Source organism: Bacillus cereus group sp. MYBK227-1 (assembly GCF_051916325.1).
GTDB classification, from domain to species: domain Bacteria; phylum Bacillota; class Bacilli; order Bacillales; family Bacillaceae_G; genus Bacillus_A; species Bacillus_A cereus.
This window is the reverse complement of sequence record NZ_JBQAGK010000005.1, coordinates 72,110-97,364: the sequence shown is the minus strand read 5'-3', so window position 1 is coordinate 97,364 and position 25,255 is coordinate 72,110. Positions and strand designations below refer to the sequence as shown.

The following is a 25,255-nucleotide window of genomic DNA, read 5'->3' as shown; positions in this document are numbered from 1 at the left end:
TATTACACATGCTGCTTCAATAACGCTTCTAACTCCTCAAAATTATGCACTTCATATGTCGGTATAATCCCACTATCATTTAATTTCCTTTCTGGATTAAACCAACAAGTATCAATTCCCGCTACATATCCACCTTTAATATCAGCGCTTAATGAATCCCCAATAATCAGCCCTTCTTCAGGTGCAAAGTTAGGAATCCGTTCAAAAACATAATCAAAATACTCTTTCATCGGCTTTTGAAAACCTGTATCTTCCGAAACAAAAACATCTTTAAACAATGAATGTAACCCTGCATTACGCAAACGTTTATCTTGCGTCTTAGAAACACCATTTGTCACTATATACAACTCATACTCCCCTTGAATTTGATTTATAAATTCAAATGCACCTTGCATGAGTTGATTTCCTTCTTCTAAGTAGTTACGATAATTATTTTCGAATAATATTCCATTTACTTCTTCTCCATACTCTTTAAACAACAGAGAGAATCGTGTATTTACAACTTCATTGCGTGATAGTTCACCTTTTTCAAAAGCATCCCAAAGACCTTTATTTATTTTTTTATAACGAGCCTCTATCTCATCTGTTAAAGGGATTCCCTTCTCTTCAAAAAGTACCCGTAAAGCCACTTTTTCAGCCTTTTGGAAGTCTAGTAATGTATCATCTACATCAAATAACAATGTTTTATATTTTTTCATAAATTCATCACACTCTCTTTTCTACAAAAACAAATTTACATAAATCGTATCATTCCTTCTTGTAAAGATAATAGGAGATATCTCATACTATACATAGGGGTGAAAATATGAAAATCAGCAAAAATGAGGAAGAAATTTATCAATACATGCGAATCCATCAATTCCATACCCTATTTTCATTTCATGTCTTGCCATATGTAGAGCTGCATTCTTTTCAAACGAAAGAGATGATATGTAGTGAAGGAAATGCTCTCCCTTATCTCTATTACTTAATTTCTGGGAGAGCCAAAATATATATGAGTCATAAAAACGGGAAGGTTTCATTAATTAATTTTATTCAAGCACCATCTTTTATCGGGGAATTAGGATTAATAGGAGTAGAAAATATTACTAAGTCCGTTGAAGTACTAGAAGATTGTGTGTGTTTGGCACTTCCTCTTAAAGATTGTCAGCAACTTTTATTACAAGATGCAACGTTTTTACAGCACTTATGTAAATTTATTGGAGAAAAGACAATTACTCGCACTGAAAATTACGCAAAAAACTATAGTTATCCTTTTGAAAATCGATTAGCTGCTTTTATTTTATTAACAGAGCAAAATAATTGTTATATAGAAAAGCATACCGAGGCTTCGGAATATTTAAATGTCAGCTACCGTCATCTTTTATATGTATTAAATCAGTTTTGCCAACAAAATTATTTAAGAAAAGAAGGCCGAACATATTATATAAAAGATCGAAATACATTAGAAAAACTTGCTGATGAACTAAAAATATAAAAAAACAGCATTAACATATAAACGTTAATGCTGTTTTTTCGAGTGACGAGTATAATTTTAATTAAAATTTACTTGCTACTTTAGCTGCTTCTTCAAGACCTGCAGCAATAATTTCTTCTGCTTTATCTGGGAATTGGTTATGTCCTTCAATAACTACTGTTTCCATGTTTGTTGCGCCGAAGAAGCCCATCATACTTGCTACATATTTAACAGCCATTTCTACCTCAGCTGCTGGCCCTTCTGAATATACGCCGCCTCGTGCATTTAATAATGCAATCTTCTTATCTCCGATTAGGCCAACTGGACCCTCTGGCGTATATTTGAACGTTTTACCAGCACGGTTTAAATAATCAATATATGTGTGCAATACTGCTGGAATCGTTAAGTTCCATAATGGGAAGCCGAAAACAACTTTATCAGCTTCTAGGAATTGATTTAAATACTTATCAGCAACTGCTACTGCTTTTGCTTCTTCTTCTGTTAAATCAAATCCTTTACCTACCTTGAATGTACCATTGATCATGTCTACGCCTACGTATGGTAATTCTTCTTTATATAAATCAAGTTCTACTACTGTATCATTTGGGTGTGCTTCTTTATAGTTCACTAAAAATGCCTCATATAATTTTACACTAACTGCTTGTTCCGCTGGACGGTTATTTGCTTTAACGAATAAAACTGTTGCCATTATTTATTCCTCCTAGTACTCACTCTTATGTTGTTATATGCTTTCAAAAAAGGTATCCCTTGTAATTGTTGTTTTGTTGCTTACAAACATATTTTATCTTTATATAAAGACAATTTCGTCCTCACATAGACGTATTTTTCCATAAAAAAAGTCCACCTTCTAAAGGCGAACTTGGTCTTACGACTTTCGTCTTATACAATTCCATTTTTAACTGCATATAATGCCGCTTGCGTACGATCAGATAAATTCAACTTACTCAAAATGCTACTTACATGCGCCTTAACCGTCTTTTCTGTAATAACTAAAACAGATGCAATTTCCTTATTGCTCATCCCTTTCGCTAATAGCTGCAATACTTCATTTTCTCTCGCTGTTAGCACATCCACTTGAATAGAAGGTTCTTCTTCCTTTTCTTCTACAGGTAATGTTTGAGAGAGAAGAGCATTTGCTATATCCGGATGTAATTGAATATTACCTTTATATGCGCTTCGAATAGCCTCAACAAGCTGATCTGGTTCTACATCTTTTAAAATATACCCACTTGCTCCAGCCCTTAATGCAGGTAACACATGCGCCTGATCAGAAAAGCTAGTTAATACAATTACTTTCACATTTGGATACTCTTTTTTTATATATGCCGTCGCCTCAACACCATCCATTTCAGGCATATATAAATCCATTAATATAACATCGGGATTTGTTTCTCCTACTTTCACTAACGCTTCTTTCCCATTATTCGCTTCTCCAACTAACTCTAAATCTTCCTGTGTACTTAAGAAAAATGCTAATCCTTTTAAAACGACTGTATGATCATCAACTAACAATACTTTTATTTTCACAAACTTCCCTCATTTTCACATCATAATGGTACATTTACTTTTACGCTCGTTCGTTTATTACTACTTACAATTTTAATTGTTCCACCAACTAATTCTACTCTTTCACGCATCGTAGTCATACCTAGTGATTTCTTTTCTTTTATATTCTTTTCCACAAAGCCCTTTCCTTGATCAACTATTTCTAATGATACATTTTTCTCATTCACTGTAAAATAAATCGTCGCTTCTTTTACACCTGCATGCTTACTTACATTGTTCAGTGCTTCTTGGCCTATGCGCCACAAAGCTTCTTCTACTACACGAGGTAAATCACGAACACCCGTAACTTGCTCCCTAATTTTCAGTCCCAAATTTTCACCGTACTGCTTTAGAGCTGGCAATAATCCTTTTTCTAATCCTGCCGGACGAAGCTGCCAAATTAATGTCCTCATTTCTTTCAAAGCTCCTTGCGCAAGTTCACGCATCTCATGCAAAGATTGATCTACCTTTTCATTTTTACCTTTTAAAACTGCCTCGGCGCCTTTTGTCATGAAGGTTAATGAAAATAATTTTTGCGAAACAGAATCATGTAAATCTCTTGCTAACCGATTTCTTTCTTCCATTCGTACAAGTTCACGGCGCTGCTCGTTTAACCTCAAATTCTCTATTATTAACGAAACATGGTTCGATAATGCTTGAATTACATCTATTGTATTAGCATCAAACTCTCCATTATTCAAACTAACACATAAAACACCAAATATATGGCTTTGAATATGTATTGGTGTAGCAATAACAGCTCGATTTAGATGTACATTATGTCCTATTTGATGTTTTATTAGAACTGGTTCATCTTGTTCTAACGCCTTCTTGGCCGCCTCTTTTACATCCTCTTGTAACTCTTCCTGAACGTAAGACGCTCGCAGAGATAATTCTTTTTCCTCCCTAATAAAAAGCGCTACTTGATTCCATTGAAATACTTCACCTACGTGATTTACCACCTTTTCAGGTAGTACATTAAACTTATGAATCATTTTTAAATCTTGAATGAAACGCTCTAATTTCACATAATAATGTGCTCTTCTCTTTTCATTTTCATATAATTTTGTTCGCTTTAAAGCCGTACCAATTTGGAAGGCAACCGATTGGAGTAATACTAATTCTTCTTCTGAAAAATGTGTTTTACCCGGACTTGCAACATTTAACACCCCAAATTTTTCTCCCCCAGCTTTTAAAGGAACCGTAGCATGATGAAGAATGCCCTCCGTATCCCCCCAATTATATTCAATTGCATTATTAATTCTTTTACATTCAATAATATTAACGGCTCTCTCTAATTTTCCATCTACAAAACCTCGTAAACACCAACATTCACCTTCGCACATCGGGCGTTTATTTTTATATGTAAGTGCCTCTGGTAATTGATAATCAATTAACTTCGTATACTTCCCATTTTCATCCGCAAGAAAAATCCATCCTGTCGTTAAACCTGTTACACTTAGCAATTTCTCGAGGACAGCTTGCAATACATGATATGTATCATTTGATGTATTTAATGTTTCTGCAATTTCCTTTAATATAACTAATTCATTCGTACGATTATCTCGAAACATACTCATTCTCCTGCATACAAGATTTTAAATAGCTCTTAAAATAAATCATCTACTTTTCACTTTGTACTTATTCGTAACATTGATATAATGGTGAAAACATAGTTTTCATTATATCACTCGAGGGGGCTTTCATAATGACATTAAATAAAGCACTTACTATCGCTGGTTCTGACACAAGTGGCGGTGCTGGTATACAGGCAGATTTAAAAACATTCCAAGAACTGGGCGTATACGGAATGACATCTCTTACAACAATCGTAACGATGGATCCACATAACGGTTGGGCACATAACGTATTTCCAATCCCAGCTTCTACATTAAAACCACAATTAGAAACAACAATTGAAGGTGTTGGCGTAGACGCTTTAAAAACAGGTATGCTTGGATCAGTAGAAATTATTGAAATGGTTGCAGAAACAATCGAAAAGCACAATTTCAAAAATGTAGTAGTTGACCCTGTTATGGTATGTAAAGGTGCAGATGAAGCATTACACCCTGAAACGAACGATTGCTTACGTGACGTTCTTGTGCCAAAGGCATTAGTTGTAACGCCAAACTTATTTGAAGCTTACCAATTAAGTGGTGTGAAAATTAATTCTCTTGAGGACATGAAAGAAGCAGCGAAGAAAATTCACGCTTTAGGTCCCAAATACGTACTAATTAAAGGCGGAAGCAAACTTGGTACGGAAACTGCAATCGACGTCCTATATGATGGAGAAACATTCGAACTTCTAGAATCAGAAAAAATCGATACAACCAATACACACGGTGCAGGTTGTACATATTCTGCTGCAATTACAGCAGAACTTGCAAAAGGAAAACCTGTGAAAGAAGCAGTAAAAACTGCTAAAGAATTCATCACAGCTGCTATTCGTTACTCATTCAAAATTAACGAATACGTAGGTCCAACTCACCATGGTGCATATCGTAAATTCGTTGTATCAAAAGAACTTGTCTAATATATAAATAAAAACACTCACAAGGTTCATACATTGCCTCTGTGAGTGTTTTTTATAAGCTTTATGTCTTCCGGTCATCTTATCTTTAAGATGCAGAGCTGACCTTATTTCTACCATTTCGTTTCGAGTAGTATAACGCATCATCCGCCGCTTGAATAAATTGCTCTGATGCCCCTTCATACTCTGAAACCCCTACCGAAACTGTAATTTTTATTTTTGTTCCATCTAACAATTCAAATGAATGTTTTTCAACAGCTATACGAGTTTGTTCCCCAACATGAATTCCATAAGCTATTCCTTTCCTTGGTATCAAAAGCGCAAACTCCTCTCCACCCTTTCGAAAAACCAAATCCGGAAATGCTGACATTTCTCGCAAAATATGCCCTACTTGTTTTAACACTTCGTCTCCCGCTGGGTGCCCATACGTATCATTTACATGCTTAAAATGGTCAATATCTATAAGTAGTAAACAAAGTGAATCGTTTTTCAAGTGTTTATTACTAATATGACGATTCATCTCTAAATCAAACTGTCTTACGTTTCCTAGACCTGTCAATGCATCTATCGTTGCGTATTGCTTCATCGTTTGAAATAGCTCATTGGATTGTAAAACATAATTTGCACTTATGAATGTTATGTAACCTGTAATAATACTAGAAATTAAATATAATCCCACTATGTGGATCTCTTTAATTAACCATATATATAACGCTGGGATTAGAATAGATAAAATATATGCGTGTAACCATACCCACTTTTCCCCTAAAGAAAGCTTCATACGCGAAATAAAGATACTCCCTATTCCTATCGCAATGATTGTATAAAAGGCCACTTGAGAAGCTAATGAATAATCCATAAACAACAGTCTAGTTACTAAAATCATAATAATTGTTATGGTACTCGCTATCGGCCCTCCAATAATAACAGCTAGAATAACAGCTAAGTAGCGTAAATCCAATAGGATGGTACCAACACGAACACCGAAATACATTAGTAATATACCTAGTATCCCAGTAAAAATGCCTACTACACATTTCTGCCCAAAAGAGAATCCTTCTTTTAACGGCTTATCTCTTAAAAGCTGACCTCCAACAAAAATAAAGGAAAGAATAATTGTTGTATTTACAAATAAGTCCCTTAACATAAAATGATCTCCTTACTTTTCTATCTATCCCTTTCCTTACTTTATTGTATACGAAATCCCTATAATTCCCAAAGTTTTTATTTATTTTTTGCTGTTCCACGTGAAACAGCAAAAAATAAAAAGGGCGAAAACTCGCCCTTTTTCATTAACAACAGCGTGATATTTTTCCACCCTTTGCGTTAAATCTTGCTTCTTGTGCCTCAGCAAAAAATTGCTTTTGACATAAAACCTCTTCTTCAGGATGATGCTTTTTCATATGCTCCACATATACTTCATAACTTGGTACCCCAACGAGCAAACTAATAAAGCGCTTCCTTTCCCCCCATACTTGCCACAGCTTTTTAAGCATAGTTCCTCGACTCACTTTCATCTCTAGGAATATATGGTGCCTCTTTTAACGGCATTGGCTTATTTCTTAATACTTGTATCCAAATTCGAAGTGCTGAAACTAACACAGCGATTACAACTATCATAAAAATCCCACAAAGCGCTGCATCAATATAATCATTGAAAATAATTTGCTTCATTTGAGCGACATTTTTAGCTGGCGCTAACACTTTTCCCTCATCTAATGCTCTCTGAAATATCTTTGCATGCGATAGAAATCCAATTTTAGGATTTTCATGAAATAGCTTTTGATACCCCGCCGTCATTGTTACAATCAGCAACCCGACAGTTGGAATAAGTGTTACCCAAACGTACGCCTTTTTTCCCATTTTGAACAAAATTGTCGTTCCAAGTAATAATGCAATACCTGCTAGCATTTGATTTGCAATACCGAAAAGTGGCCATAATGTATTAATTCCACCGAGCGGATCTATTACCCCTTGGTATAAGAAATATCCCCACCCTAATACACATAATGTTGTAGCGATTACATTTGCTAATGTAGAATCCGTTTTCCCAAATGGCTTATATACATGCCCTAAAATATCTTGAATCATAAATCGGCCGACACGCGTTCCGGCATCAATCGTTGTTAAAATAAATAGGGCTTCAAAGAGAATCGCAAAATGATACCAAAATGCCATCATGGCCGTTCCACCTATTACTTGTGAGAAAATATATGCCATACCTATCGCTAATGTTGGCGCACCACCTGTACGTGATAAAATCGTTTGCTCTCCAACATTTACAGCGAGATCTTTTAGTTCATTTGGTGTAATAGCAAATCCCCATGAGGAAATAACTTGAGCTGCCTGCGAGACATCTGTACCGATAAGTGCTGCGGGACTATTAATTGCAAAATACGTTCCCGGTGTTAATACACAAGCTGCAATCATCGCCATCGCTGCTACAAACGACTCCATTAACATTGCTCCATAACCGATTGGCTGTGCGTGTCCCTCTTGCTCAATCATCTTCGGCGTCGTACCTGATGAAACAAGAGCATGGAATCCAGACACTGCACCACAAGCAATAGTAATAAATAAGAAAGGGAATAGGTTTCCAGAGAACACAGGACCAGTTCCATCAATAAATTTCGAAACTGCTGGCATTTGTAAATCTGGTGCTACAATTAAGATACCGATTGCTAACCCTACAATTGTTCCGACTTTTAAAAATGTACTTAAATAATCACGTGGTGCTAAAAGCATCCAAACTGGTAATGCAGATGCAATAAATCCATATACAATAAGCATAATAGCAATTGTTTCACCACTAAATGTGAACATACTTGCAAGTGTTGGATTTTCTGCTACATACTGTCCTCCAACAAGAGATAAAATAAGTAGGATAATACCAATTACTGATCCTTCTCCAACACGACCAGGCCTAATATAGCGCATATAAACTCCCATTAAAATAGCGATAGGAATCGTTGCTGCTATCGTAAACATTCCCCAAGGACTTCCGATTAGTGCCTTTACTACGACCAACGCTAATACTGCTAATAAAATAATCATAATTCCTAAAATACCTATCATTGCAATTAGTCCTGTAACAGGTCCAATCTCATCTTTAATCATTTCTCCTAACGATTTACCATTACGTCTCATTGAAGCAAATAAAATAACAAAATCTTGGACAGCCCCCGCAACAACTACCCCAACAATAATCCAAATGGTCCCTGGTAAATACCCCATTTGTGCCGCTAAAATCGGTCCTACTAAAGGTCCCGCTCCAGCAATCGCTGCAAAGTGATGTCCAAACAATACCCACTTATTTGTTGGAACATAGTCTTTCCCATCATTTAATGTATGGGCTGGTGTTTGCCGATTATCATCTAAATTAAAAACCTTTCTCGCTATAAATCTACTATAAAAGCGATAAGCAACTGCATATACACATACGGCAGCTACTAAGAGCCATACAGCATTAATGGTTTCACCTTGTGATAAAGCTATTACCCCAAAAGCACCTGCTCCTACTGCTGTAATAACGCCCCAAAGTAAAATCGATTTCAATGTCTTCACATACAATTCCCCCAATACTATTTCTTAGTGGAGATTGTACTAAATTTTCTGAATATTTAACTTGAATCCTCCCTATCATGAAGGATTTTCAGTTTATCATGTTAAAATACTCTCATTATCTACTATAATTCAATGTTATTTCGAAGGCGTTTTACATAATTACGACTGACTGGAATCGGTTGCTCATCATACCTATCTAAATACAAATTATACGTGCCATTATAATAAGGTTTCAGTTCTTTTACATATGACATATTAATTAAATAGCTTTTATGTACACGTAAAAAATCATATGCATTTAGCTTATTTTCTAATTCCTGAAGTGTATATGTTGAAATATACTGATTATTCGTTGTGTAAATTGAAACAGTTTTATTTTCTTTATTTTTACTTACATATACGATATCTTCTGGAAGAATATATCGTATGCCCTCTTGACTTTCTATCGGTAGTTTTCGCAAATAACTCTTTGCTTTCTCACCTTGTTCTTTACCTATTTTATATAAAAGAAATTGTAAATCTTCTTCACGAAATGGTCGCAATAAATAATAAAATGCTTGAAAACGAAAAGCTGTAATAGATTCTTCTATGTTTTCACCTACAAAAATAAATTTTGTATAGCAATTTATTTCTCGTAATAAACTTGCATATTCAAAACCAGTACCATCTAGTAATTTGGAACTTAAAAAAACAAAGTCTGGTATATGTTTTTTCATCATAAATAAAGATTCTGTTCCTGTCTTTGCTTCAAAACATTCTACATTTCTCATATTTTCAGTGAAATTTTCAGCTAACTCTCTTCTCTCTTCTGCCTCTTCCATAATCAGTAAAATTTTCATTTCTTCAACCACCTAATTCTTTGTCCATATGTCCTGTTGTATACATTCGCTTTTATAAGAAATAATCCCTTTTTCTTACTATACCATTATTTATCTAAAAAAACAGAAAAAAGGAAACCACTTCGGTTTCCTCTCCCCCTTTATCCCGTACTAACTGCCTATAAAGAGACAAGTAGTGTAGGATGATAAACGATCCAGGATACGTTTAAATTTTCACTTTATACTAATTCTCGTTGCTTCGTTTCCTGTCCAAGTATTATTACAGCGAATACACCAATTAAAATTGATCCACAGAAAATCGTAAATATTAATGATAGTGAAGCTTCTGAGGCAACTAAATATCCCACTAATAGTGGCCCAAGGATACCACCGATACGACCAAATGCTGCTGCCATTCCTGCACCTGTACCACGAATAACCGTTGGATACTGCTCAGGTGTATAGGCGTATAATGCTCCCCAAGCACCTAAGTTAAAGAAGGATAGTAGCATACCTGCCACAATTAATACTGTTAATGAATCCGCAACCCCAAACAAATAAGCACTGCAAGCTGTCCCAATTAAATACGTAACCAAAACAAATTTACGACCGAGACGTTCAATAAACCAAGCAGCGGTGAAATATCCTGGAAGTTGAGCTAATGTCATAATAAGTACGTATTGGAAACTTTTTATTAAACTAAATCCTTTTAGCACCATTACACTCGGTAACCAAAGGAACATTCCATAATAGGAAAAGACAACACAAAACCATAGAATCCATAGCATAATTGTTGCTTTACGATATTCCCCAGACCAAACTGATTTTATATTTTCAATAACAGATGGCCTTTTTTCAACTTTTTGGAACCTTGGGGAATCCGGTAAATTCCATCTTAAATATAAAGCATATAGTGCTGGAATTGCACTCAATACCATCGCAACTTCCCAACCATATTTAGGAATAACAAAATACGAGATAAGAGCTGCAATTAGCCATCCACCTGCCCAAAAACTTTCTAATAACACAACAATTTTCCCACGCTCATGCGCTTCAACACTCTCTGATACTAGTGTAGAGGCAACTGGAAGCTCTCCGCCAAGCCCCATACCAATTAAAAAGCGTAAAACGAGAAACATTGCAAGTGTTGTTGTTAATGCAGTTAAACCACTACCGATAGAAAATAACAATAATGTAATAATAAAGACTGATTTCCGCCCTATTTTATCTGATAGTATCCCAAAAATAAGCGCTCCTACTGCCATACCGATTGAGTTAATACTGCCTATCCAGCCCATTTCTTGCGTACTTAATCCCCAATCCTTTTGCAAGGCTACCATTACAAATGAAAGCATTCCAACATCCATTGCATCAAATAGCCATCCAAGCCCAGCTATACCAAGTAGTTTGCGCTTCGAAATTTCTTTTACCTTGCCCACTAGAAGTCCTCCTCACACAGGTGTCTTTACACATCATTTTACATGTGTGAATTGTATAAGTAAAATACTTTTGTGTAAAAAATTCTCCTTCATCATTCCCAAAAAGTAAAACGTCTATCCCGATTGGTGAGAGCTAATAATCAGTGGGGATGCCTCACTAATTAAAGTTTCAATTTATTAAAAATGAACAAATAAAAAAAGCAGCGATATTTCGCTACTTTTTCGAACGCATTACTTCTTTTAAAAATTCCGCTAATACTAACTGACGACGCCAGCGTGTTGGATTACTGCATAATCTATAAAACCACTCTAAATGAATCGCTTGAATCCATTTTGGTGCACGTTTTACCTCTCCAGCCCATACGTCTAAACTTCCACCCACTCCAACAGCCATTTTCGTTTCTAAACGATGCTTATTGTTTTGGATAAAGTTCTCTTGTTTCGGGAAACCAAGTGCAACAAGTAATAAATCTGGTTTTGCTTCTTGAATGCGAGAAATAATATTCTCTTCGTCTTCTTGTTTAAAATAACCATCTTGTATACCGGCGATGGATACAGCTGAATATGTCTTTGTTAAATGATCTGCTGCAGCTTGTACAACATGCGGCTTTGCACCTAATAAGAAAACAGATACCGGCTTACTATCTTCAGATAACTTCGCAAGTAAATTACACATTAAATCAAAACCTGCTACACGTTCTTTTAAAGGTGTACCAAGCATCCCGCTTGCCTTTACAACCCCAATACCATCAGGTGTAATTAAATCTGTATTCAATAATGTTTGATAGAACTTTTCATCCTTTTTTGCGCACATAACAATTTCAGGGTTTGCTGTTACTACCTGAAACGTATGAGTTCGCTCCGCTTCTAGTTGTTCTTTTAAATATTGGACCGTTTCATCCATTGTCATTGTAGAAAAAGGAACGCCTAGAATATCAACTGTTTGTACTGCCATAGTTAACTATCCTCTCTATCATTACAAGTTTTTCGCTATTAATTGCTTATATGTTTCCTTTGTATCTTCATATAGTTTTTGAAGTGAGAAGTTCATAGTAGCATGCTCATAAATATGTTTACCCATTGCTGCTAACTCTCCAGTTTTCCACTTATCATATGCTTCTTCTAAAGCTAATGCTAATGCCTTTCCATCACCTGTTGGCACAATCCATCCGTAAGTTTCATCTACGATTAATGGTTCAATTTCTCCAGCCCTAGTCACAATTGATGGTACGCGTTGATTTGCCGCTTCTAATAAAACTAGTGGGAACCCTTCACTATGGGAAGTTAATAAATTTACATGTGACGACGCAAATAATTGTTTTACATCTTGACGATGTCCTAAAAACTCTACTTTATCGTTAATCCCTTTTTCAGTAGCTAATGACTTTAGATTTTCTTCTAATGGGCCATCGCCAACTAATAATACTTTAATTTTCTCTAATTTTGTTTGTTGTAACGCATCGAATAAAACTTCATGTCCTTTGACAGGATGTAATCGTGCTACTTGGATTGCTGTAAATACATCTTCATCAATATTGAACATTTCTTTTTTATTATAGCCTTCTGCTTTTTCCTTATCGTATTCAATTCCATTATAAATAACATGCATCTTTTCATTTGAAATACCTAATGCTGCCAGGCTTTTTTTTAATCTATTTGTTACAACGAAAAATAAGTCTATATTTTTTAAGGCTTTCAAATTTAATTTCGTAAAAATCCAACCTTTTAAGCCCTGTTTAGTAAAGTCTTGAAATGGATCACTATGAATAGTCGTTACCCATTTTGCCTTTATTCTCTTTTTCATTAAAGAAACATAGAAATTAGCCCTAGGGCCATGTGTATGAACTACATCAAATTTTTCTTTATTAATAAATTCACTTATATTCTTTAAAATGGATAAATCATAGCGCGATTTTTGTGAAAACACATGGACTTTTATCCCTAACTCCCTTGCTTCCTTCGCAACAATTCCATCTTCAAATACTGCTAATTCTACTTCACCAGTTGGAAACTGATCGAGAAGTGAAATAATATGTGTTTTCCCTCCCCCATCTTCTGCTCCTGCATTCATATGCAATATTCTCATATTTTTTCCTCCTTTAAATCCTCGCTACGTTTCCATCTATTTTTATTTTACTGTACTAAAAAATAAAAGCTAACAAAAGTTAGCTTTTATTTTTATCATTCAATTTCTAGGTCTACTATTAGATAAGCTAACACCACTACAAAGTAAATCCCAACTCCTGGTGCTGTTAAAATATGTCCTGCAATATAAGCAATACCTAACGCTAACAATAAGCTTGCTGAAATCATTCCATATTTTATATTGAATATGTCCTTAAATCTCGTAGCAAATGCTAGTAAAATTCTTAGCCCGTAATAAATAAATGGAATCATTAGTAATACAAAGCCAATAATCCCGAAATCATAAAACCAATCATGGAAGTCCATTTCAATTAGTTTTGGATCTGGCTGCTTTTGTTCATTGTATTTAAAGTTACCTGCATAACCCATTCCTAATAACTTTTGTGACATTGGCGCTTCTTTAAAGAACTGCTTATGTCTTTCTTCATATACTTGACGTCCACTGAAAATAAGATTTTCTTGATTTTCTTTCTTTTGCTCTTTCTCAAGCTCTTTCTTAACTTCCTCTTCTATCTTCGCCTTTTCTTCTGGCTTTTCAACTTTATGATGATTTTCTTCTTTTGCTTTAAGTTCTTGCTCTTTTTTCAGCTTCTCTTTAATTTCTTTTTCTTTTTGACCTTGCTGTGCCACATTTTGCTCTGATAAATAATTATTGTGAATACCCATATTTTGTGCTAATGGTGTTTGTTTAAACGTCCCAACTACACCAGCTAATAGGACCATAGCAATTACTGCATTAAGCGCAAGGGATTTTTTGTTCGGATTTTTTCTATCAAATAATAATTGTAGTACAATGATTCCGATTGCTGCCCCTAACGTAGCACCAATTGAGCCCATTCCAACTTTTGTACCGACTTGAATTAGCGAATAAATCATTAAAAGTGATGGAATCCAATATAAAATGTGTTTCCAGCTCTTTGTTTTTTGAATAGAATATAGTACCACAATAGGGAAAATAATAGCTAAGATTGAACCTAGTTCATTCCCTGCATAGAACCAACCTCGAGAACCAACCTTCATCCATTCATAACTACCAAAGTCAGTAGATGTTGAAATAGAAATAACCATAATTGCGTTAATGATTAATGTAGAATATACAATACTATTTCGAACCTTATCACTAATATTAACTGTCTTTTTCAATGATTTTAAAGCTAAAATGTATGATCCCAGCATGATATATATATATAATGCTTTCGCAACGAATTTAACCTCTTCACCAAGTACAATAGGATTTTTAACTAGTTTGTTATTAATAAACCCTATCCCTAAAACTCCGGCTAATAATATAAGATAAATTAAAAACTTTCTATTTTCCTTCTCTTTTGCCTGAATTAAAATGTAAATACCACCAACAGCCATAATAAGGAATCTTACTAAAATTCCAACGGTAGCATTTGACTTTAATAAAGTTATGCTAAGAGACGTTAATAAATCTAAAACAGGCTGTAAAATAATAAAAAAGAGCAAAAAATGCTCAAATCTAACCCTAGCTTGATTTGCTAACATTCCAAGACCTCCATACAAAATCTTAACATTATCTTTTAATCATAATTTTTTATCATTCAAACACACCTAGCAATTATAACATAACTCATATTCAAATCGAGAACTATTTTTCCAGCTAAAACTAGCCAGGACAAGTATTAATAAGTAATAAAAATCATCGTCCTTTAGCTATACTCCCCTATTTTTACAAAATCTATCTAACAACCATCCCCTTATTTTTGTCAGTATATACATATTTTTTTATCACTTTATACAAATATAAATATCTCACCTCTAATTGTAATATTTTATCAAATTAACAACATCAAAAAATGTAAAATTAATCTTTTCATATCTTTTTCAGATTACTTTATGGTTATTTTCCAAACATTTTCAAACGCTTTCTTTATGAATTTTATCCGTTTTTCTACATGTAGCGAAAAGTAATTGTTATTTCCAATACTTTAGTGTATATTTTTTCTCTGGAACATCTTTAAGAGGAAGGGATTAAGGCCATGTTATTAATCGATATATTTACGTTTCTTGGCATTATCGCCGCTGCCATTTCTGGTACATTAGTTGGTTTAAAAAAAGATTTAGATTTATTTGGTGTCCTTTGTTTAGCTGTAGCCACTGCGCTCGGCGGCGGTATTATTCGTGATATCATGATTGGTAACCTGCCCCCTGTCGCATTTGTAAAACCCATTTACTTTTTCGTAAGTGTATTATCAGCATTATTTACTTGTATGTTTTTTGAGCGTATCAATAAACTTCAAGTCGTTATTATGCTTTCTGATGCTGTTGGCTTAGGCGTTTTTACAGCTATTGGTGCAAATGCGGCAATGTCACATCATGTTGACGCCTCATTTCTAGTTGTTTCAATGGGAGTCATTACAGGTATTGGAGGCGGTATTTTGCGTGACATTTGTGCTCAAGATATCCCTTACGTATTCCGAAAAGAGATTTACGCAATCGCTTCTATCTTAGGAGCAATTAGCTTCCTAATTACACACGCTATGGGGGCGCACGTATTAGCTTTCTATGTTTGTTTATTAGTAACATTCGTTATTCGTGTCGTCACTGTAATATATAATGTGCATTTCCCTGTCTTCTTTAAAACACATGCTAAAATTAATAAAGGCCATTAAGAGAATTCTAGATAGAATTCTCTTAATTTATATACTATTCAACGAACTAATATAGAGTAATTATATATAAGCATATATAATTACTCTATATTAGTTTTAAAATTGAAAACGTTTTATATACAGGGGGAAGAATGATGCTTGGGGTTTTCAAAAAAAATATTAATAAAACAAATGCCAGTATAATCGAATTAAGTAAGAACCAACAAATAACTTTTAATGTACCTACTAATTCTGAATTAAAAATTCAAATGGATATGCTACATATTTCAAAAGAAGATTTACAAGTTGTAAAAGTGCTACAGCCTTTTATTTATGCAGAAATTGATTGGATTACTGAAAAATTCTATGCCAACATTACAAAACAACCTAATTTAATTACTATTATTGAGCGTTACAGCTCTATTCCAAAACTAAAACAAACTTTAAAAACACATATTAAAGAATTATTCAGCGGCAATATGCATGAAGATTTTATTGAACAGCGTGTTAGGATTGCCAAAAGGCATGTACAAATTGGTTTACATCGAAAATGGTATACTGCTGCTTATCAAGAATTATTCCGCTCTATCATGAAGATTTTGCAAACAAAAATAACGACAATCGATGATTTTTCATATTCTATAAATGTTATAAATAAATTATTCACTCTTGAACAAGAACTTGTTCTTGCAGCTTATGAATCTGAATATGAAAGAATGCAAAAAGAGCATGAGAAAGAAAAAGAATTAACTGCTATGACAATTACGCATATCGCAACAGAACTAGCTGCTGTATCTGAAAAAACAAGCTCTTCTATTCAAAAACTAACCGCCAAATCTGAAACTATTGTAGAGATTGCTAAAACAGGTACATCATTAGCTACAACATCTGAAGAAAAAGCGAATAAAGGGAAAGAACAATTAAACCAGCAAAACAAACGAATGGGATCTATTCAAATGAATATGGAAACGATTATTACAGATACTCATGAACTTCTCAATATTTCTAACAAAATTAATGAAATCATAGATATTGTTAAATCGATTGCGGAGCAAACAAATTTACTCGCACTAAATGCTGCTATTGAGTCGGCACGTGCTGGAGAATTTGGGAAAGGGTTTTCTGTTGTTGCTGGCGAAATCCGAAAATTATCAGAGCAAACGAAAGAATCTATATTTAACGTTACAAAGCTCGTCGAAAAAACAAATGAACAAATTACTCGTGTCTCGTCTTCTGTGAAACAAATTAGCTCTCTCGTATCGGAAGGAACAGATAGTATGTCGGCAACAGATCGATACTTCCAAGAAATCGTAAAAGATATGTCTAACTCAAAAGAACAGAATAAGAAAATTGAACACGAACTACAAGCTATTTCACAAGTAATGAAAGGAATTCAAGATGATTCCTCACAAATGGCTCTAACAGCCGATAATTTGCAACTAGAACTAAATCGATAAGATGAAATTTAGTAGTCAAGCATACTTTTCATCTGTACTAACTACTAAATTTCATCTTCCATCAAAAAAAAGAATCCAGAATGGATTCTTTTTATTTTCTGAAAAATATTTTTTGACAATACACATAACTCATATAAACACCAAAGCTCTGCAAAATAAACAATGCTGGCATAATTACATTGTAATATGCCATATCTACTTGGAAGAGCTTTAACAATACGTATCCACTAATTAAAAATAAGAACAACATATATCCCTCATTTTGTTGTTTCTTAATAAGGAAGTGTAATAGAGCTATAGTCATAAACAATGTTACGGCTATATATATCAGTTTTTCATATTTGAAAAGAATAGAATTTATCCCCTCATCTGAAAACTGATTTATCATCGGTTCTAAAAGTTTAAATCTTTCTCCCTCAATCTCTTTTAACTTTTGATCAATATGCTCTGTTACACTTTGATTTTTCGATATTTTTTCTTCATGTTGCGTTTTTCCAATTAAAACAGATTGAACATACGTCTCATTCGCAATCGTATATTGTGACATTCCCATTGTCTTAATTCCATAATTCACACCAAAATGGGCACTATAAAATAGAATAAGTATCCCTATCATCTTTAGTAACACCTTTTGTTTCGTTGCTGATTGAAATACTTCGATTAATAATACATATACCGTGATAAAAATAGGAAGAAATAATCCCATTGGGAAAATCATATTACTAAATGCAAATAAAATCGCTGAAAATACCCACATATAAGGATGATCTAATCCTTTATATAAAAGTATGTAACAAGCAAAATAAAATAAAAATATTGCAAGTGACTCAGGAGTTAATACGGAACTCATGAATATATTTGGAATATACAGAGCATAAAAGATAGAAGCAATACGACCGCATTCTTCTCCAAAAACCATTGCTGCAATACGATAAATAAAAAATGCGGTTCCTGCGCAAAATAACACATTAAATAGTTGTAAAGCGAATAATGTATCACCAAATATACGAATAATTACTGACTCATATATAATAAAAGGTAAATGAGTTACAGTCTCTATATTATTACCAATTGCAATCTGCTTTGCAGACTCATAGATCACTTTCATATCACCAATTATTGGAGCGTCTACAAATAACAGCATACTAAGTCTCACAACTATAGATATACTTATAAGAAAAATAAGAAATTGTTTATCTGTAAAACGATATTGTAGAATTGATGCCACTAACAAAATGAGTATGATAAAAATTGCTAATATGATTGTTACACTTGTTGTACTTCCTCCAAAAAATTGCTTACTTGTCTCAAATGCTGCCCAACAACTATAAACAAAAAATGCGAGCATCGCACCGATTGTAATTTTATTGAAGAAAGATGAAAAATTTGTTTGTATATGATTCATATGTCCATTGCACCTCTATTTCCATTCATAACAAAACGATTCTATCATGAATGAGTACACGGCTGATAGAGAATTTCTATGACAAATACATAGCCATTACTTTTTACTTGCAATGTAAGCGAATCCTCTTTTACACTACATTTTAGATAAAATAAATTTTCTTTCAGTTACATGAATACAAATACAGAAGTTTAAATAATCCTCTTTTGGAATACACTTTACTTCATTAAATATCTAATATGAGTAATCCGCTTACACATATTATTCTGATTGAAAACAGACTATAGGGGCTGAATATATGGAAAAGAAATTCATGCGAGAATCTAAAGCAATTAAGACAACACGTGTTTTTCCTAACGATTTAAATAATCACCAAACACTTTTTGGAGGGAAATTATTAGCAGAAATTGATAGTATTGCTTCGATTGCGGCTGCAAGACATAGTCGTAAACATTGCGTAACAGCATCTATTGATTCAGTTGATTTTTTAACTCCAATTCACCAAGCTGATTCTGTTTGTTATGAAGCATTTGTATGTTATACAGGGAAATCTTCAATGGAAGTTTTCGTAAAAGTAATCGCAGAAAATTTATTAGCAGGCGAGCGTAGAATTGCTGCTACTTGCTTCATTACATTTGTGGCTATAAAAGATGGAAAACCTTCGTCCGTACCACAAGTACTCCCTGAAACTCAGGAAGAACATTGGTTACACACAACCGGTTTAGAACGCGCGGAAAACCGAAAAAAGGGACGTTTAAAAAGTAAAGAGATGGCTGAAGTTTTAACTTTAAGTAAGCCATGGAATATATAATACGATACTCTCACTTCATACATGCACAGGTTTATTTCATCCTTGCATGTATTTTTTATTGTAAAAAATTCTAGCTCTTATCTTTTCTTTACTGTGCGTCTCCTAAAATAACCCACCAGTTTTTCCTTTATTTTGCTATACTATTAATGGTATATTAGATAAGGTTCGTTTAAAAATAACTATAATATAATTAAGTATATAAGGGATGGTGCGATAATGTCTATTGAGGTACCAATTTCAATACCAAAAACGTTAATTATTATTCCTGCGTATAACGAGGAAGAAGCAATTGCAGATACATTAACAAGATTATTAAAACTAAAACAGCATTTTACAGAATTAAGCATTTGCGTTATTAATGATGGATCACATGATAAAACAGCTCAAATCGTAAATGATTTTCCTGTTCACCTTGTGAACTTACCATATAACCTAGGTATTGGCTCAGCTGTACAAACTGGTTATAAATACGCTTATGAGAATGGATATGATATTGCGATTCAGTTCGATGCTGATGGGCAACATAATCCTGATGATTTGTACAAAATTATAAAACCTATTGCTGAAGACCAATGCGATATGGTGCTAGGTTCACGTTTTACAGAGAAAACAGCCTATAAAGGTAGTATTTCTAGAAGAATTGGTATTTTTTATTTTACTGCTCTACTGAAAGTACTAACAAAACAAACCTTTATGGATCCAACTTCTGGGTATCGTGCTATCAATAGAGAAGTAATTAAGATTTTTGCACATAATTATCCAAAAGATTATCCAGAACCAGAAGTCCTTATTCATTTAAAAAAGAAAAAATTACGCATTAATGAAATATCCGTAAATATGCAAGAGCGTCAAGGTGGACAATCTTCTATCACACCTCTTAAATCTGCATATTACATGATTAAAGTAAGCCTTGCTATATTGATGCAAAAAATTGTGAAAGGTTGATAATAAATGCCTATAATTACCTTTTCATTTATCTTCATTCTATTATTATTTTTATTAATTATTAATTCCATTCGTCGTGGAGCTTTAGAAACTAAATATGCTATTTTATGGATTTTTGTTTGTGTTGCAATGGCTATTTTAAGTTCTACTGAAAAAATTATAAATTGGATTGGCCAACTATTACACGTAGAATATCCTCCATCTGTTTTATTCTTATTTGGACTATTATTCTGTTTCATATTAATTTTTGACTTAACAAGAAAAATTTCTAAATTACATCATCAACTTGTAACGTTAACGCAAGATTATGCGTTATTAAAGCAAAAATTAAAAGTAACGCAGCCTGAAACCGATAACGAATAGTTTTCTATTTAAATATTAATATATACAAAAAACATCTTAATTTTTTTAAAAAAATTAAGATGTTTTTTATTGTAAACTATTTTTTTCTAATTAATAATTTACTAATTTTCATAACAGTTGCCACGGTCCCAACTCCAATTATAATAAATAAGAATGGTATTAACGGTAATGCATATCGTTCATATGCAACATAAAAACATGTTAAAGCTGTTTGCAATAAAAGGATTGACCATAAAAATGTAGTCTCTCTCCACCTTTTTAAAAGGAAAATAAATGAAAGTACTGTACATATTAAAAACGTCGTCTTAATAAAATTATATATTTCATTCATATCCTTTGCAGAAACATTGAATACTTCAATATTATGTTCTATAGAATAATACGGTTTTTTCCAAAGAATTTCTGGCTTCAAAACTAAATAACTCTCTATCATAGATTCCTTATCAGTTTTCCACCATTCCTTCATTTTATCAATCGCTATTTTTTCTTCTAATTCCATAAATTCATGTGCTTCAAGATTAGGGTATTTTGCATGTAACTCTATTTCAAGTTCCCCCATATCCTTACCTTCTGGGTAACCTTTCCCTTGATACGTTCCAAGTAATAACGGATTCCCTGCCCCAGCAGTTAGTGGGATAAATTTATCAAATTGAATGTAATTGCGAGCCCACCATGGTCCAAGTACGATAAGTCCTATTCCTATGCTTATAATCGCTTGCTTCATCATAATACGGAATGGGTAGCGTTTCATTAAAAGATACCCAAATAGTAAGATTGGATATAAGGCAATTTGTACACGGAGGTACAGTGCTAAAAAGTAGAAAATTAATACAATCAGAAGATGTTTCGTTTTATGAGTATCAGCTAATTTTAAACTCCAATATACTAATCCTAATGAAAGGAATAGAAACGGCCCTTCTGTTAAAGTTAAATTTTCCATAACAATCTCTGGAGGATACACAGCTAATAAGAAAGCACCTATTAATCCTGCAGCAGAATTCAATAAATAAGTACCAATCTTATAAGTTAGCAAAATACTAAGTACCCCTAATAGGATAATAATTAATTTTGCTACAAAAAGACCTTCACTGCCATTTCCAAAAAAATAAAATACAACAGCTAATAAAGCTGGAAAACCCGGCATAATATGAATCGTTGGTTTATCTGGTTCATGATATGTTAACATCCCTGTTTCCAATAAAATATTTGCCGTTTTTTGATAACCTATATCATCGCTAGCTATAGATAGATCTGCACCATGTGTTTGTAAAGTTGCAAAACGAAGTGCAAAACCGACTATCATAATAATCCCTAAAAGGATTATATTAGATTTGCGAGTAAATCGCCCTAACATCTCATCTTCTCCCTTCAGATACATAATTTTCAAAATATATTTCTATATTTTTACAACACAATACGTTCTATAATAAATACTTTTTATACAAAGTACAACAATAGAAAGTTGATTTACAAAGTTTATATGCGTTAAACTTATACAGATGTTCTTGTAATCTTCTTCCTTCCAAAAGGCTTGTATATATGATGCAAGACATAAAAAACTTGAGGAGATAAAAATTCTATGATGGAACAAAAGCAACTTGTTTCTGTTGTCATACCCCTGTATAACACGGAAAAATATATTGAAGAAACGATGCAGTCAATACTAGATCAAACATATAAAAACATTGAAATTGTAATTGTAGATGATGGAAGTAAAGATCAATCACCTTCTATTGTGAAAAACCTTGCTGAAAAATACCCAGGGCAAGTAAAATACGTTCATCAAAAAAACCAAGGTGTTTCGGTAGCCCGTAATACAGGTATCGAAAATGCTAGCGGAGAATATATCGCTTTTCTTGATAGTGATGACTTATGGCATCCAACTAAAATTGAGAAGCAAGTCGAAAGTATGCATAAAAACGAAATGGACGCGTGCTATTGTGGTTATATGAATTTCTACGAAGAAACAGGCGAGAAGGTTGAACATACAACAAACTTTATTAAAGGTGATATGGCAAAAGCATTCCTAACACATCAAGTTGTTGCTCAAACAAGTACTTGGATTTTCAAACGATCCATCGTAATGAATCATAACATTCGTTTTACACCAGGATGTAGTTGGGGCGAAGATTTAGAGTTTTTATTTAAACTTATGAGTGTGACAAATGTATGTTATGTCGATGAATACTTAACTTATTATAGAATCTTATCAGAAGGAAATCTTTCTTCTAAGTATAAAGATTATGAATTAAAAACGACAAAAGAGCTAGAAGTATTCAATCGTATGAAAGATTGGGTACATAATAAATCTCAAGATTTCATTACAAAAGACCCTCAGTCACTGATTGAGATTCTTGAGACTTATTTATTCCCTTATACAGTCATCAATAACGCTTGTATATATATTAAAGAAAACTCTCGATTAGATAAATCACAAGTTCAATTAATCAAAAAAGATATAAAGAAATATTGCCGTAAAATCTATTCAAAGAATGGAAAGCGTAGTAAAAAACTATATGCAATGCTTTGGTTTGTACGAATTAAATTTCTGTTTTCTTAAACTGAAAATATAACGATACTCTCTCTTTCTGTGAACAAATCAAATTTACAAATAGGACAAGCTAACCAGGTCCTAAAGAATAGAAAGGTCTTTTCTCATGAAAACAAATAAAATTCTAAAAAACGCATCCTACCTCTTTGTAGGAAACATTACTGTCCGTTTTGTACTGGCTATTGCAACAATTCTCTTTGCACGATATGTTTCTCCAGAGGATTACGGTATGTTTACAACTGCATTAGCTGTTTCAGCTGTTATTTGTTACTTTACAGATGCAGGTTTAACACATACATTTATGCGTGAAGGAACAAGAAGCGATGCTAATATTAGCGTACTCATAAGTAGTTATTTGCGTATTCGTTTAATATTAGCTATCGTAATTTCTGTACTTTTCGCTATTTTTGCCCAGTTCTTCTATCCCGACGCTTACTTACGTGCGATGGTATATTGGGTTGTTCTACCAACGATGTTCGGAGCAACCTTACAAGGTGTTGGTATGGCTTACTTCCAAGTTACAGAGCGCATGCAATTTACAGCTATTATTTCTGTACTACAAGGTGTAACAGCTGCTGCTGCCCTATTATTAGGGATGTATTTTCAATGGTCACTTATGATGGTTGCTGCCATGTACGGGGTATCTAGTCTTGTAACAGGTGTTATTGCCTTTATAATGACAATACGCTATACGAAAGTACATAAGGGTTGGGATAAAGGTATTTTAGATCAACTACTTATTTTCACAATCAATGGAATCATCATTATGCTCTTACCACAATTAGGGCCTATTATATTAGAAAAAGTTTCAACATATAAGCAAGTTGGATTCTTTGGTGCTGCATATAAAATACCTGCCGTACTATATCAAATACCTGGAGTAATTGCAGCTGCCTTTTATCCAAGGCTTTTTGCTTTTGGTAATGAGCAAAATATTGAAGAACATAGAAAATTATCAAGCTTTGAACTAAAACTTATGTCTTTTTTAGGAATGGGAATTTCTATCCCCTTTATTGCTGATCCAAGTTTCTGGATTGTTAGTTTATTAGGAGAAAAATACGCTCCCGCTGGTGACGCTCTTGCTATTTTAGCGTTTATGGTTATTTTACAATCAATTAACTATCCACTAGCCGATAATTTAACAACGATTGGCCAGCAATGGAAACGTGCAACAACAATGACTATTGGATTGGTTGTTGCCATCATAGGTTATATTGTATTAGGTAGTAAATATGGAATGATGGGAGCAGCTGCCGCAGCTATCCTTACCGAAATTACACTATTAATCGGATTTACCCTCTTTATTCGTAAAGGCATGCAATTATTAGTTAAAGGAATTATATTTAATTCCTTAGCCTTTATTATTAGTTACGGTATATACCGAATTGCATTAATCAACTTACCGCCACTAATTGCTTTAACTCTTACTGGTATACTATACGGTATAATTGGAATTGGAATTGATCCTCAAATACGTGGATTTGTTTTAGGGTTTATAAAACAAAAGCTCATTCGCAAACATGCTTAAAAGCAAAAAGCTTTTCCTATTTAAAAATGGAAAAGCTTTTTGCTTTTTTTATATACCATCAT

23 protein-coding genes and 1 pseudogene are annotated in these 25,255 nt (G+C 33.6%); 10 read left to right on the top strand and 14 right to left on the bottom strand.

The window, feature by feature from the left end; genetic code table 11:
• Positions 1 to 2: 2 nt before the first annotated feature.
• Positions 3 to 698, bottom strand: coding sequence for a YjjG family noncanonical pyrimidine nucleotidase (locus ACTFRM_RS21840; RefSeq protein WP_000760196.1), 696 nt, complete (start codon positions 696 to 698; stop codon positions 3 to 5).
• Between the two features lie 107 nt (positions 699 to 805).
• On the opposite strand from ACTFRM_RS21840, the gene ACTFRM_RS21835 reads away from it, so the two are divergent.
• Complete coding sequence (locus tag ACTFRM_RS21835; RefSeq protein ID WP_006921968.1) at positions 806 to 1,477, top strand: transcriptional regulator YeiL; 672 nt, start codon at positions 806 to 808, stop codon at positions 1,475 to 1,477.
• 61 nt (positions 1,478 to 1,538) lie between these two features.
• On the opposite strand, the gene ACTFRM_RS21830 is transcribed toward ACTFRM_RS21835, so the two are convergent.
• From ACTFRM_RS21830 to ACTFRM_RS21820, 3 genes are all read right to left on the bottom strand, one after another.
• Positions 1,539 to 2,165 carry an FMN-dependent NADH-azoreductase gene (locus tag ACTFRM_RS21830; protein WP_000246744.1) on the bottom strand — a complete coding sequence of 209 codons (627 nt, stop codon included), beginning with the start codon at positions 2,163 to 2,165 and terminating at the stop codon, positions 1,539 to 1,541.
• A gap of 191 nt (positions 2,166 to 2,356) precedes the next feature.
• Positions 2,357 to 3,004 (bottom strand): response regulator, encoded by a 648-nt coding sequence (locus ACTFRM_RS21825; protein ID WP_000695799.1) that lies wholly within the window; start codon positions 3,002 to 3,004, stop codon positions 2,357 to 2,359.
• Between the two features lie 20 nt (positions 3,005 to 3,024).
• The gene (locus ACTFRM_RS21820; protein WP_000488148.1) at positions 3,025 to 4,596 is read right to left on the bottom strand and encodes a GAF domain-containing sensor histidine kinase; all 1,572 of its coding nucleotides are present in this window, start codon (positions 4,594 to 4,596) and stop codon (positions 3,025 to 3,027) included.
• Between the two features lie 134 nt (positions 4,597 to 4,730).
• Here ACTFRM_RS21820 and pdxK point away from each other — a divergent pair, with 134 nt between their 5' ends.
• Positions 4,731 to 5,555, top strand: coding sequence for a pyridoxine/pyridoxal/pyridoxamine kinase (pdxK, locus tag ACTFRM_RS21815; protein ID WP_000174260.1), 825 nt, complete (start codon positions 4,731 to 4,733; stop codon positions 5,553 to 5,555).
• An 85-nt stretch (positions 5,556 to 5,640) separates the two neighbouring features.
• Here the strand turns inward: pdxK and ACTFRM_RS21810 are convergent, their stop codons facing one another.
• The 8 genes from ACTFRM_RS21810 to ACTFRM_RS21775 form a co-directional block, all read right to left on the bottom strand.
• Entirely contained in the window at positions 5,641 to 6,699 is a 1,059-nt protein-coding gene (locus tag ACTFRM_RS21810; protein WP_000942917.1) for a GGDEF domain-containing protein, read from the bottom strand.
• 145 nt (positions 6,700 to 6,844) lie between these two features.
• A complete protein-coding gene (locus ACTFRM_RS21805) occupies positions 6,845 to 7,048 on the bottom strand; it encodes a YbdD/YjiX family protein (RefSeq protein ID WP_000914503.1) in 204 nt (67 codons plus the stop codon).
• Complete coding sequence (gene cstA, locus ACTFRM_RS21800; protein WP_173600726.1) at positions 7,041 to 9,116, bottom strand: carbon starvation protein CstA; 2,076 nt, start codon at positions 9,114 to 9,116, stop codon at positions 7,041 to 7,043. Before cstA ends, ACTFRM_RS21805 begins: the two co-directional genes overlap by 8 nt.
• A gap of 122 nt (positions 9,117 to 9,238) precedes the next feature.
• Entirely contained in the window at positions 9,239 to 9,955 is a 717-nt protein-coding gene (locus ACTFRM_RS21795; RefSeq protein ID WP_000698256.1) for a LytR/AlgR family response regulator transcription factor, read from the bottom strand.
• Between the two features lie 218 nt (positions 9,956 to 10,173).
• A complete protein-coding gene (locus tag ACTFRM_RS21790; protein WP_000521075.1) occupies positions 10,174 to 11,373 on the bottom strand; it encodes an MFS transporter in 1,200 nt (399 codons plus the stop codon).
• A gap of 214 nt (positions 11,374 to 11,587) precedes the next feature.
• Complete coding sequence (locus tag ACTFRM_RS21785) at positions 11,588 to 12,328, bottom strand: WecB/TagA/CpsF family glycosyltransferase (protein ID WP_000290747.1); 741 nt, start codon at positions 12,326 to 12,328, stop codon at positions 11,588 to 11,590.
• 21 nt (positions 12,329 to 12,349) lie between these two features.
• Positions 12,350 to 13,459 (bottom strand): glycosyltransferase family 4 protein, encoded by a 1,110-nt coding sequence (locus tag ACTFRM_RS21780; protein ID WP_001221227.1) that lies wholly within the window; start codon positions 13,457 to 13,459, stop codon positions 12,350 to 12,352.
• Between the two features lie 95 nt (positions 13,460 to 13,554).
• Complete coding sequence (locus tag ACTFRM_RS21775) at positions 13,555 to 15,027, bottom strand: O-antigen ligase family protein (protein ID WP_000880755.1); 1,473 nt, start codon at positions 15,025 to 15,027, stop codon at positions 13,555 to 13,557.
• Between the two features lie 494 nt (positions 15,028 to 15,521).
• Here ACTFRM_RS21775 and ACTFRM_RS21770 point away from each other — a divergent pair, with 494 nt between their 5' ends.
• From ACTFRM_RS21770 to ACTFRM_RS21760, 3 genes and pseudogenes are all read left to right on the top strand, one after another.
• Positions 15,522 to 16,154: a trimeric intracellular cation channel family protein gene (locus tag ACTFRM_RS21770; protein ID WP_000924371.1), complete on the top strand. Its 633-nt coding sequence runs from the start codon at positions 15,522 to 15,524 to the stop codon at positions 16,152 to 16,154.
• Between the two features lie 131 nt (positions 16,155 to 16,285).
• A pseudogene (locus ACTFRM_RS21765) lies at positions 16,286 to 16,834 on the top strand (protoglobin family protein); the annotation flags it as partial.
• 15 nt (positions 16,835 to 16,849) lie between these two features.
• The gene (locus ACTFRM_RS21760) at positions 16,850 to 17,590 is read left to right on the top strand and encodes a methyl-accepting chemotaxis protein (RefSeq protein WP_370512974.1); all 741 of its coding nucleotides are present in this window, start codon (positions 16,850 to 16,852) and stop codon (positions 17,588 to 17,590) included.
• A 91-nt stretch (positions 17,591 to 17,681) separates the two neighbouring features.
• Here ACTFRM_RS21760 and ACTFRM_RS21755 read toward each other — a convergent pair whose 3' ends face one another.
• Positions 17,682 to 18,995 (bottom strand): ArnT family glycosyltransferase, encoded by a 1,314-nt coding sequence (locus tag ACTFRM_RS21755; RefSeq protein WP_017672920.1) that lies wholly within the window; start codon positions 18,993 to 18,995, stop codon positions 17,682 to 17,684.
• A 298-nt stretch (positions 18,996 to 19,293) separates the two neighbouring features.
• On the opposite strand from ACTFRM_RS21755, the gene ACTFRM_RS21750 reads away from it, so the two are divergent.
• The 3 genes from ACTFRM_RS21750 (at position 19,294) to ACTFRM_RS21740 (ending at position 21,114) form a co-directional block, all read left to right on the top strand.
• Entirely contained in the window at positions 19,294 to 19,806 is a 513-nt protein-coding gene (locus ACTFRM_RS21750; protein ID WP_000412126.1) for an acyl-CoA thioesterase, read from the top strand.
• 216 nt (positions 19,807 to 20,022) lie between these two features.
• The gene (locus ACTFRM_RS21745) at positions 20,023 to 20,751 is read left to right on the top strand and encodes a glycosyltransferase family 2 protein (protein ID WP_000021476.1); all 729 of its coding nucleotides are present in this window, start codon (positions 20,023 to 20,025) and stop codon (positions 20,749 to 20,751) included.
• 6 nt (positions 20,752 to 20,757) lie between these two features.
• Positions 20,758 to 21,114, top strand: a complete 357-nt coding sequence (locus tag ACTFRM_RS21740; protein ID WP_001121768.1) for a DUF2304 domain-containing protein — start codon at positions 20,758 to 20,760, stop codon at positions 21,112 to 21,114.
• 76 nt (positions 21,115 to 21,190) lie between these two features.
• Here ACTFRM_RS21740 and ACTFRM_RS21735 read toward each other — a convergent pair whose 3' ends face one another.
• Positions 21,191 to 22,468, bottom strand: coding sequence for a glycosyltransferase family 39 protein (locus ACTFRM_RS21735; RefSeq protein ID WP_000901470.1), 1,278 nt, complete (start codon positions 22,466 to 22,468; stop codon positions 21,191 to 21,193).
• A 225-nt stretch (positions 22,469 to 22,693) separates the two neighbouring features.
• On the opposite strand from ACTFRM_RS21735, the gene ACTFRM_RS21730 reads away from it, so the two are divergent.
• Entirely contained in the window at positions 22,694 to 23,674 is a 981-nt protein-coding gene (locus tag ACTFRM_RS21730; protein WP_139848945.1) for a glycosyltransferase family 2 protein, read from the top strand.
• A gap of 97 nt (positions 23,675 to 23,771) precedes the next feature.
• Positions 23,772 to 25,193, top strand: coding sequence for an oligosaccharide flippase family protein (locus ACTFRM_RS21725; protein WP_006919811.1), 1,422 nt, complete (start codon positions 23,772 to 23,774; stop codon positions 25,191 to 25,193).
• Positions 25,194 to 25,255 lie beyond the last annotated feature (62 nt).

Bases quoted from the DNA above. Each gene is read 5' to 3' on its own strand.
- ACTFRM_RS21760 (WP_370512974.1), top strand. From the start codon at position 16,850: ATGCAAAAAGAGCATGAGAAAGAAAAAGAATTAACTGCTATGACAATT.
- ACTFRM_RS21750 (WP_000412126.1), top strand. From the start codon at position 19,294: ATGGAAAAGAAATTCATGCGAGAATCTAAAGCAATTAAGACAACACGT.
- ACTFRM_RS21770 (WP_000924371.1), top strand. From the start codon at position 15,522: ATGTTATTAATCGATATATTTACGTTTCTTGGCATTATCGCCGCTGCC.
- ACTFRM_RS21820 (WP_000488148.1), bottom strand. From the start codon at position 4,596: ATGTTTCGAGATAATCGTACGAATGAATTAGTTATATTAAAGGAAATT.
- ACTFRM_RS21745 (WP_000021476.1), top strand. From the start codon at position 20,023: ATGTCTATTGAGGTACCAATTTCAATACCAAAAACGTTAATTATTATT.
- ACTFRM_RS21785 (WP_000290747.1), bottom strand. From the start codon at position 12,328: ATGGCAGTACAAACAGTTGATATTCTAGGCGTTCCTTTTTCTACAATG.
- ACTFRM_RS21840 (WP_000760196.1), bottom strand. From the start codon at position 698: ATGAAAAAATATAAAACATTGTTATTTGATGTAGATGATACATTACTA.
- ACTFRM_RS21735 (WP_000901470.1), bottom strand. From the start codon at position 22,468: ATGTTAGGGCGATTTACTCGCAAATCTAATATAATCCTTTTAGGGATT.
- pdxK (WP_000174260.1), top strand. From the start codon at position 4,731: ATGACATTAAATAAAGCACTTACTATCGCTGGTTCTGACACAAGTGGC.
- ACTFRM_RS21775 (WP_000880755.1), bottom strand. From the start codon at position 15,027: ATGTTAGCAAATCAAGCTAGGGTTAGATTTGAGCATTTTTTGCTCTTT.
- ACTFRM_RS21755 (WP_017672920.1), bottom strand. From the start codon at position 18,995: ATGAATCATATACAAACAAATTTTTCATCTTTCTTCAATAAAATTACA.
- ACTFRM_RS21795 (WP_000698256.1), bottom strand. From the start codon at position 9,955: ATGAAAATTTTACTGATTATGGAAGAGGCAGAAGAGAGAAGAGAGTTA.
- ACTFRM_RS21835 (WP_006921968.1), top strand. From the start codon at position 806: ATGAAAATCAGCAAAAATGAGGAAGAAATTTATCAATACATGCGAATC.
- ACTFRM_RS21805 (WP_000914503.1), bottom strand. From the start codon at position 7,048: ATGCTTAAAAAGCTGTGGCAAGTATGGGGGGAAAGGAAGCGCTTTATT.
- ACTFRM_RS21740 (WP_001121768.1), top strand. From the start codon at position 20,758: ATGCCTATAATTACCTTTTCATTTATCTTCATTCTATTATTATTTTTA.
- ACTFRM_RS21810 (WP_000942917.1), bottom strand. From the start codon at position 6,699: ATGTTAAGGGACTTATTTGTAAATACAACAATTATTCTTTCCTTTATT.
- ACTFRM_RS21830 (WP_000246744.1), bottom strand. From the start codon at position 2,165: ATGGCAACAGTTTTATTCGTTAAAGCAAATAACCGTCCAGCGGAACAA.
- ACTFRM_RS21780 (WP_001221227.1), bottom strand. From the start codon at position 13,459: ATGAGAATATTGCATATGAATGCAGGAGCAGAAGATGGGGGAGGGAAA.
- ACTFRM_RS21725 (WP_006919811.1), top strand. From the start codon at position 23,772: ATGAAAACAAATAAAATTCTAAAAAACGCATCCTACCTCTTTGTAGGA.
- ACTFRM_RS21730 (WP_139848945.1), top strand. From the start codon at position 22,694: ATGATGGAACAAAAGCAACTTGTTTCTGTTGTCATACCCCTGTATAAC.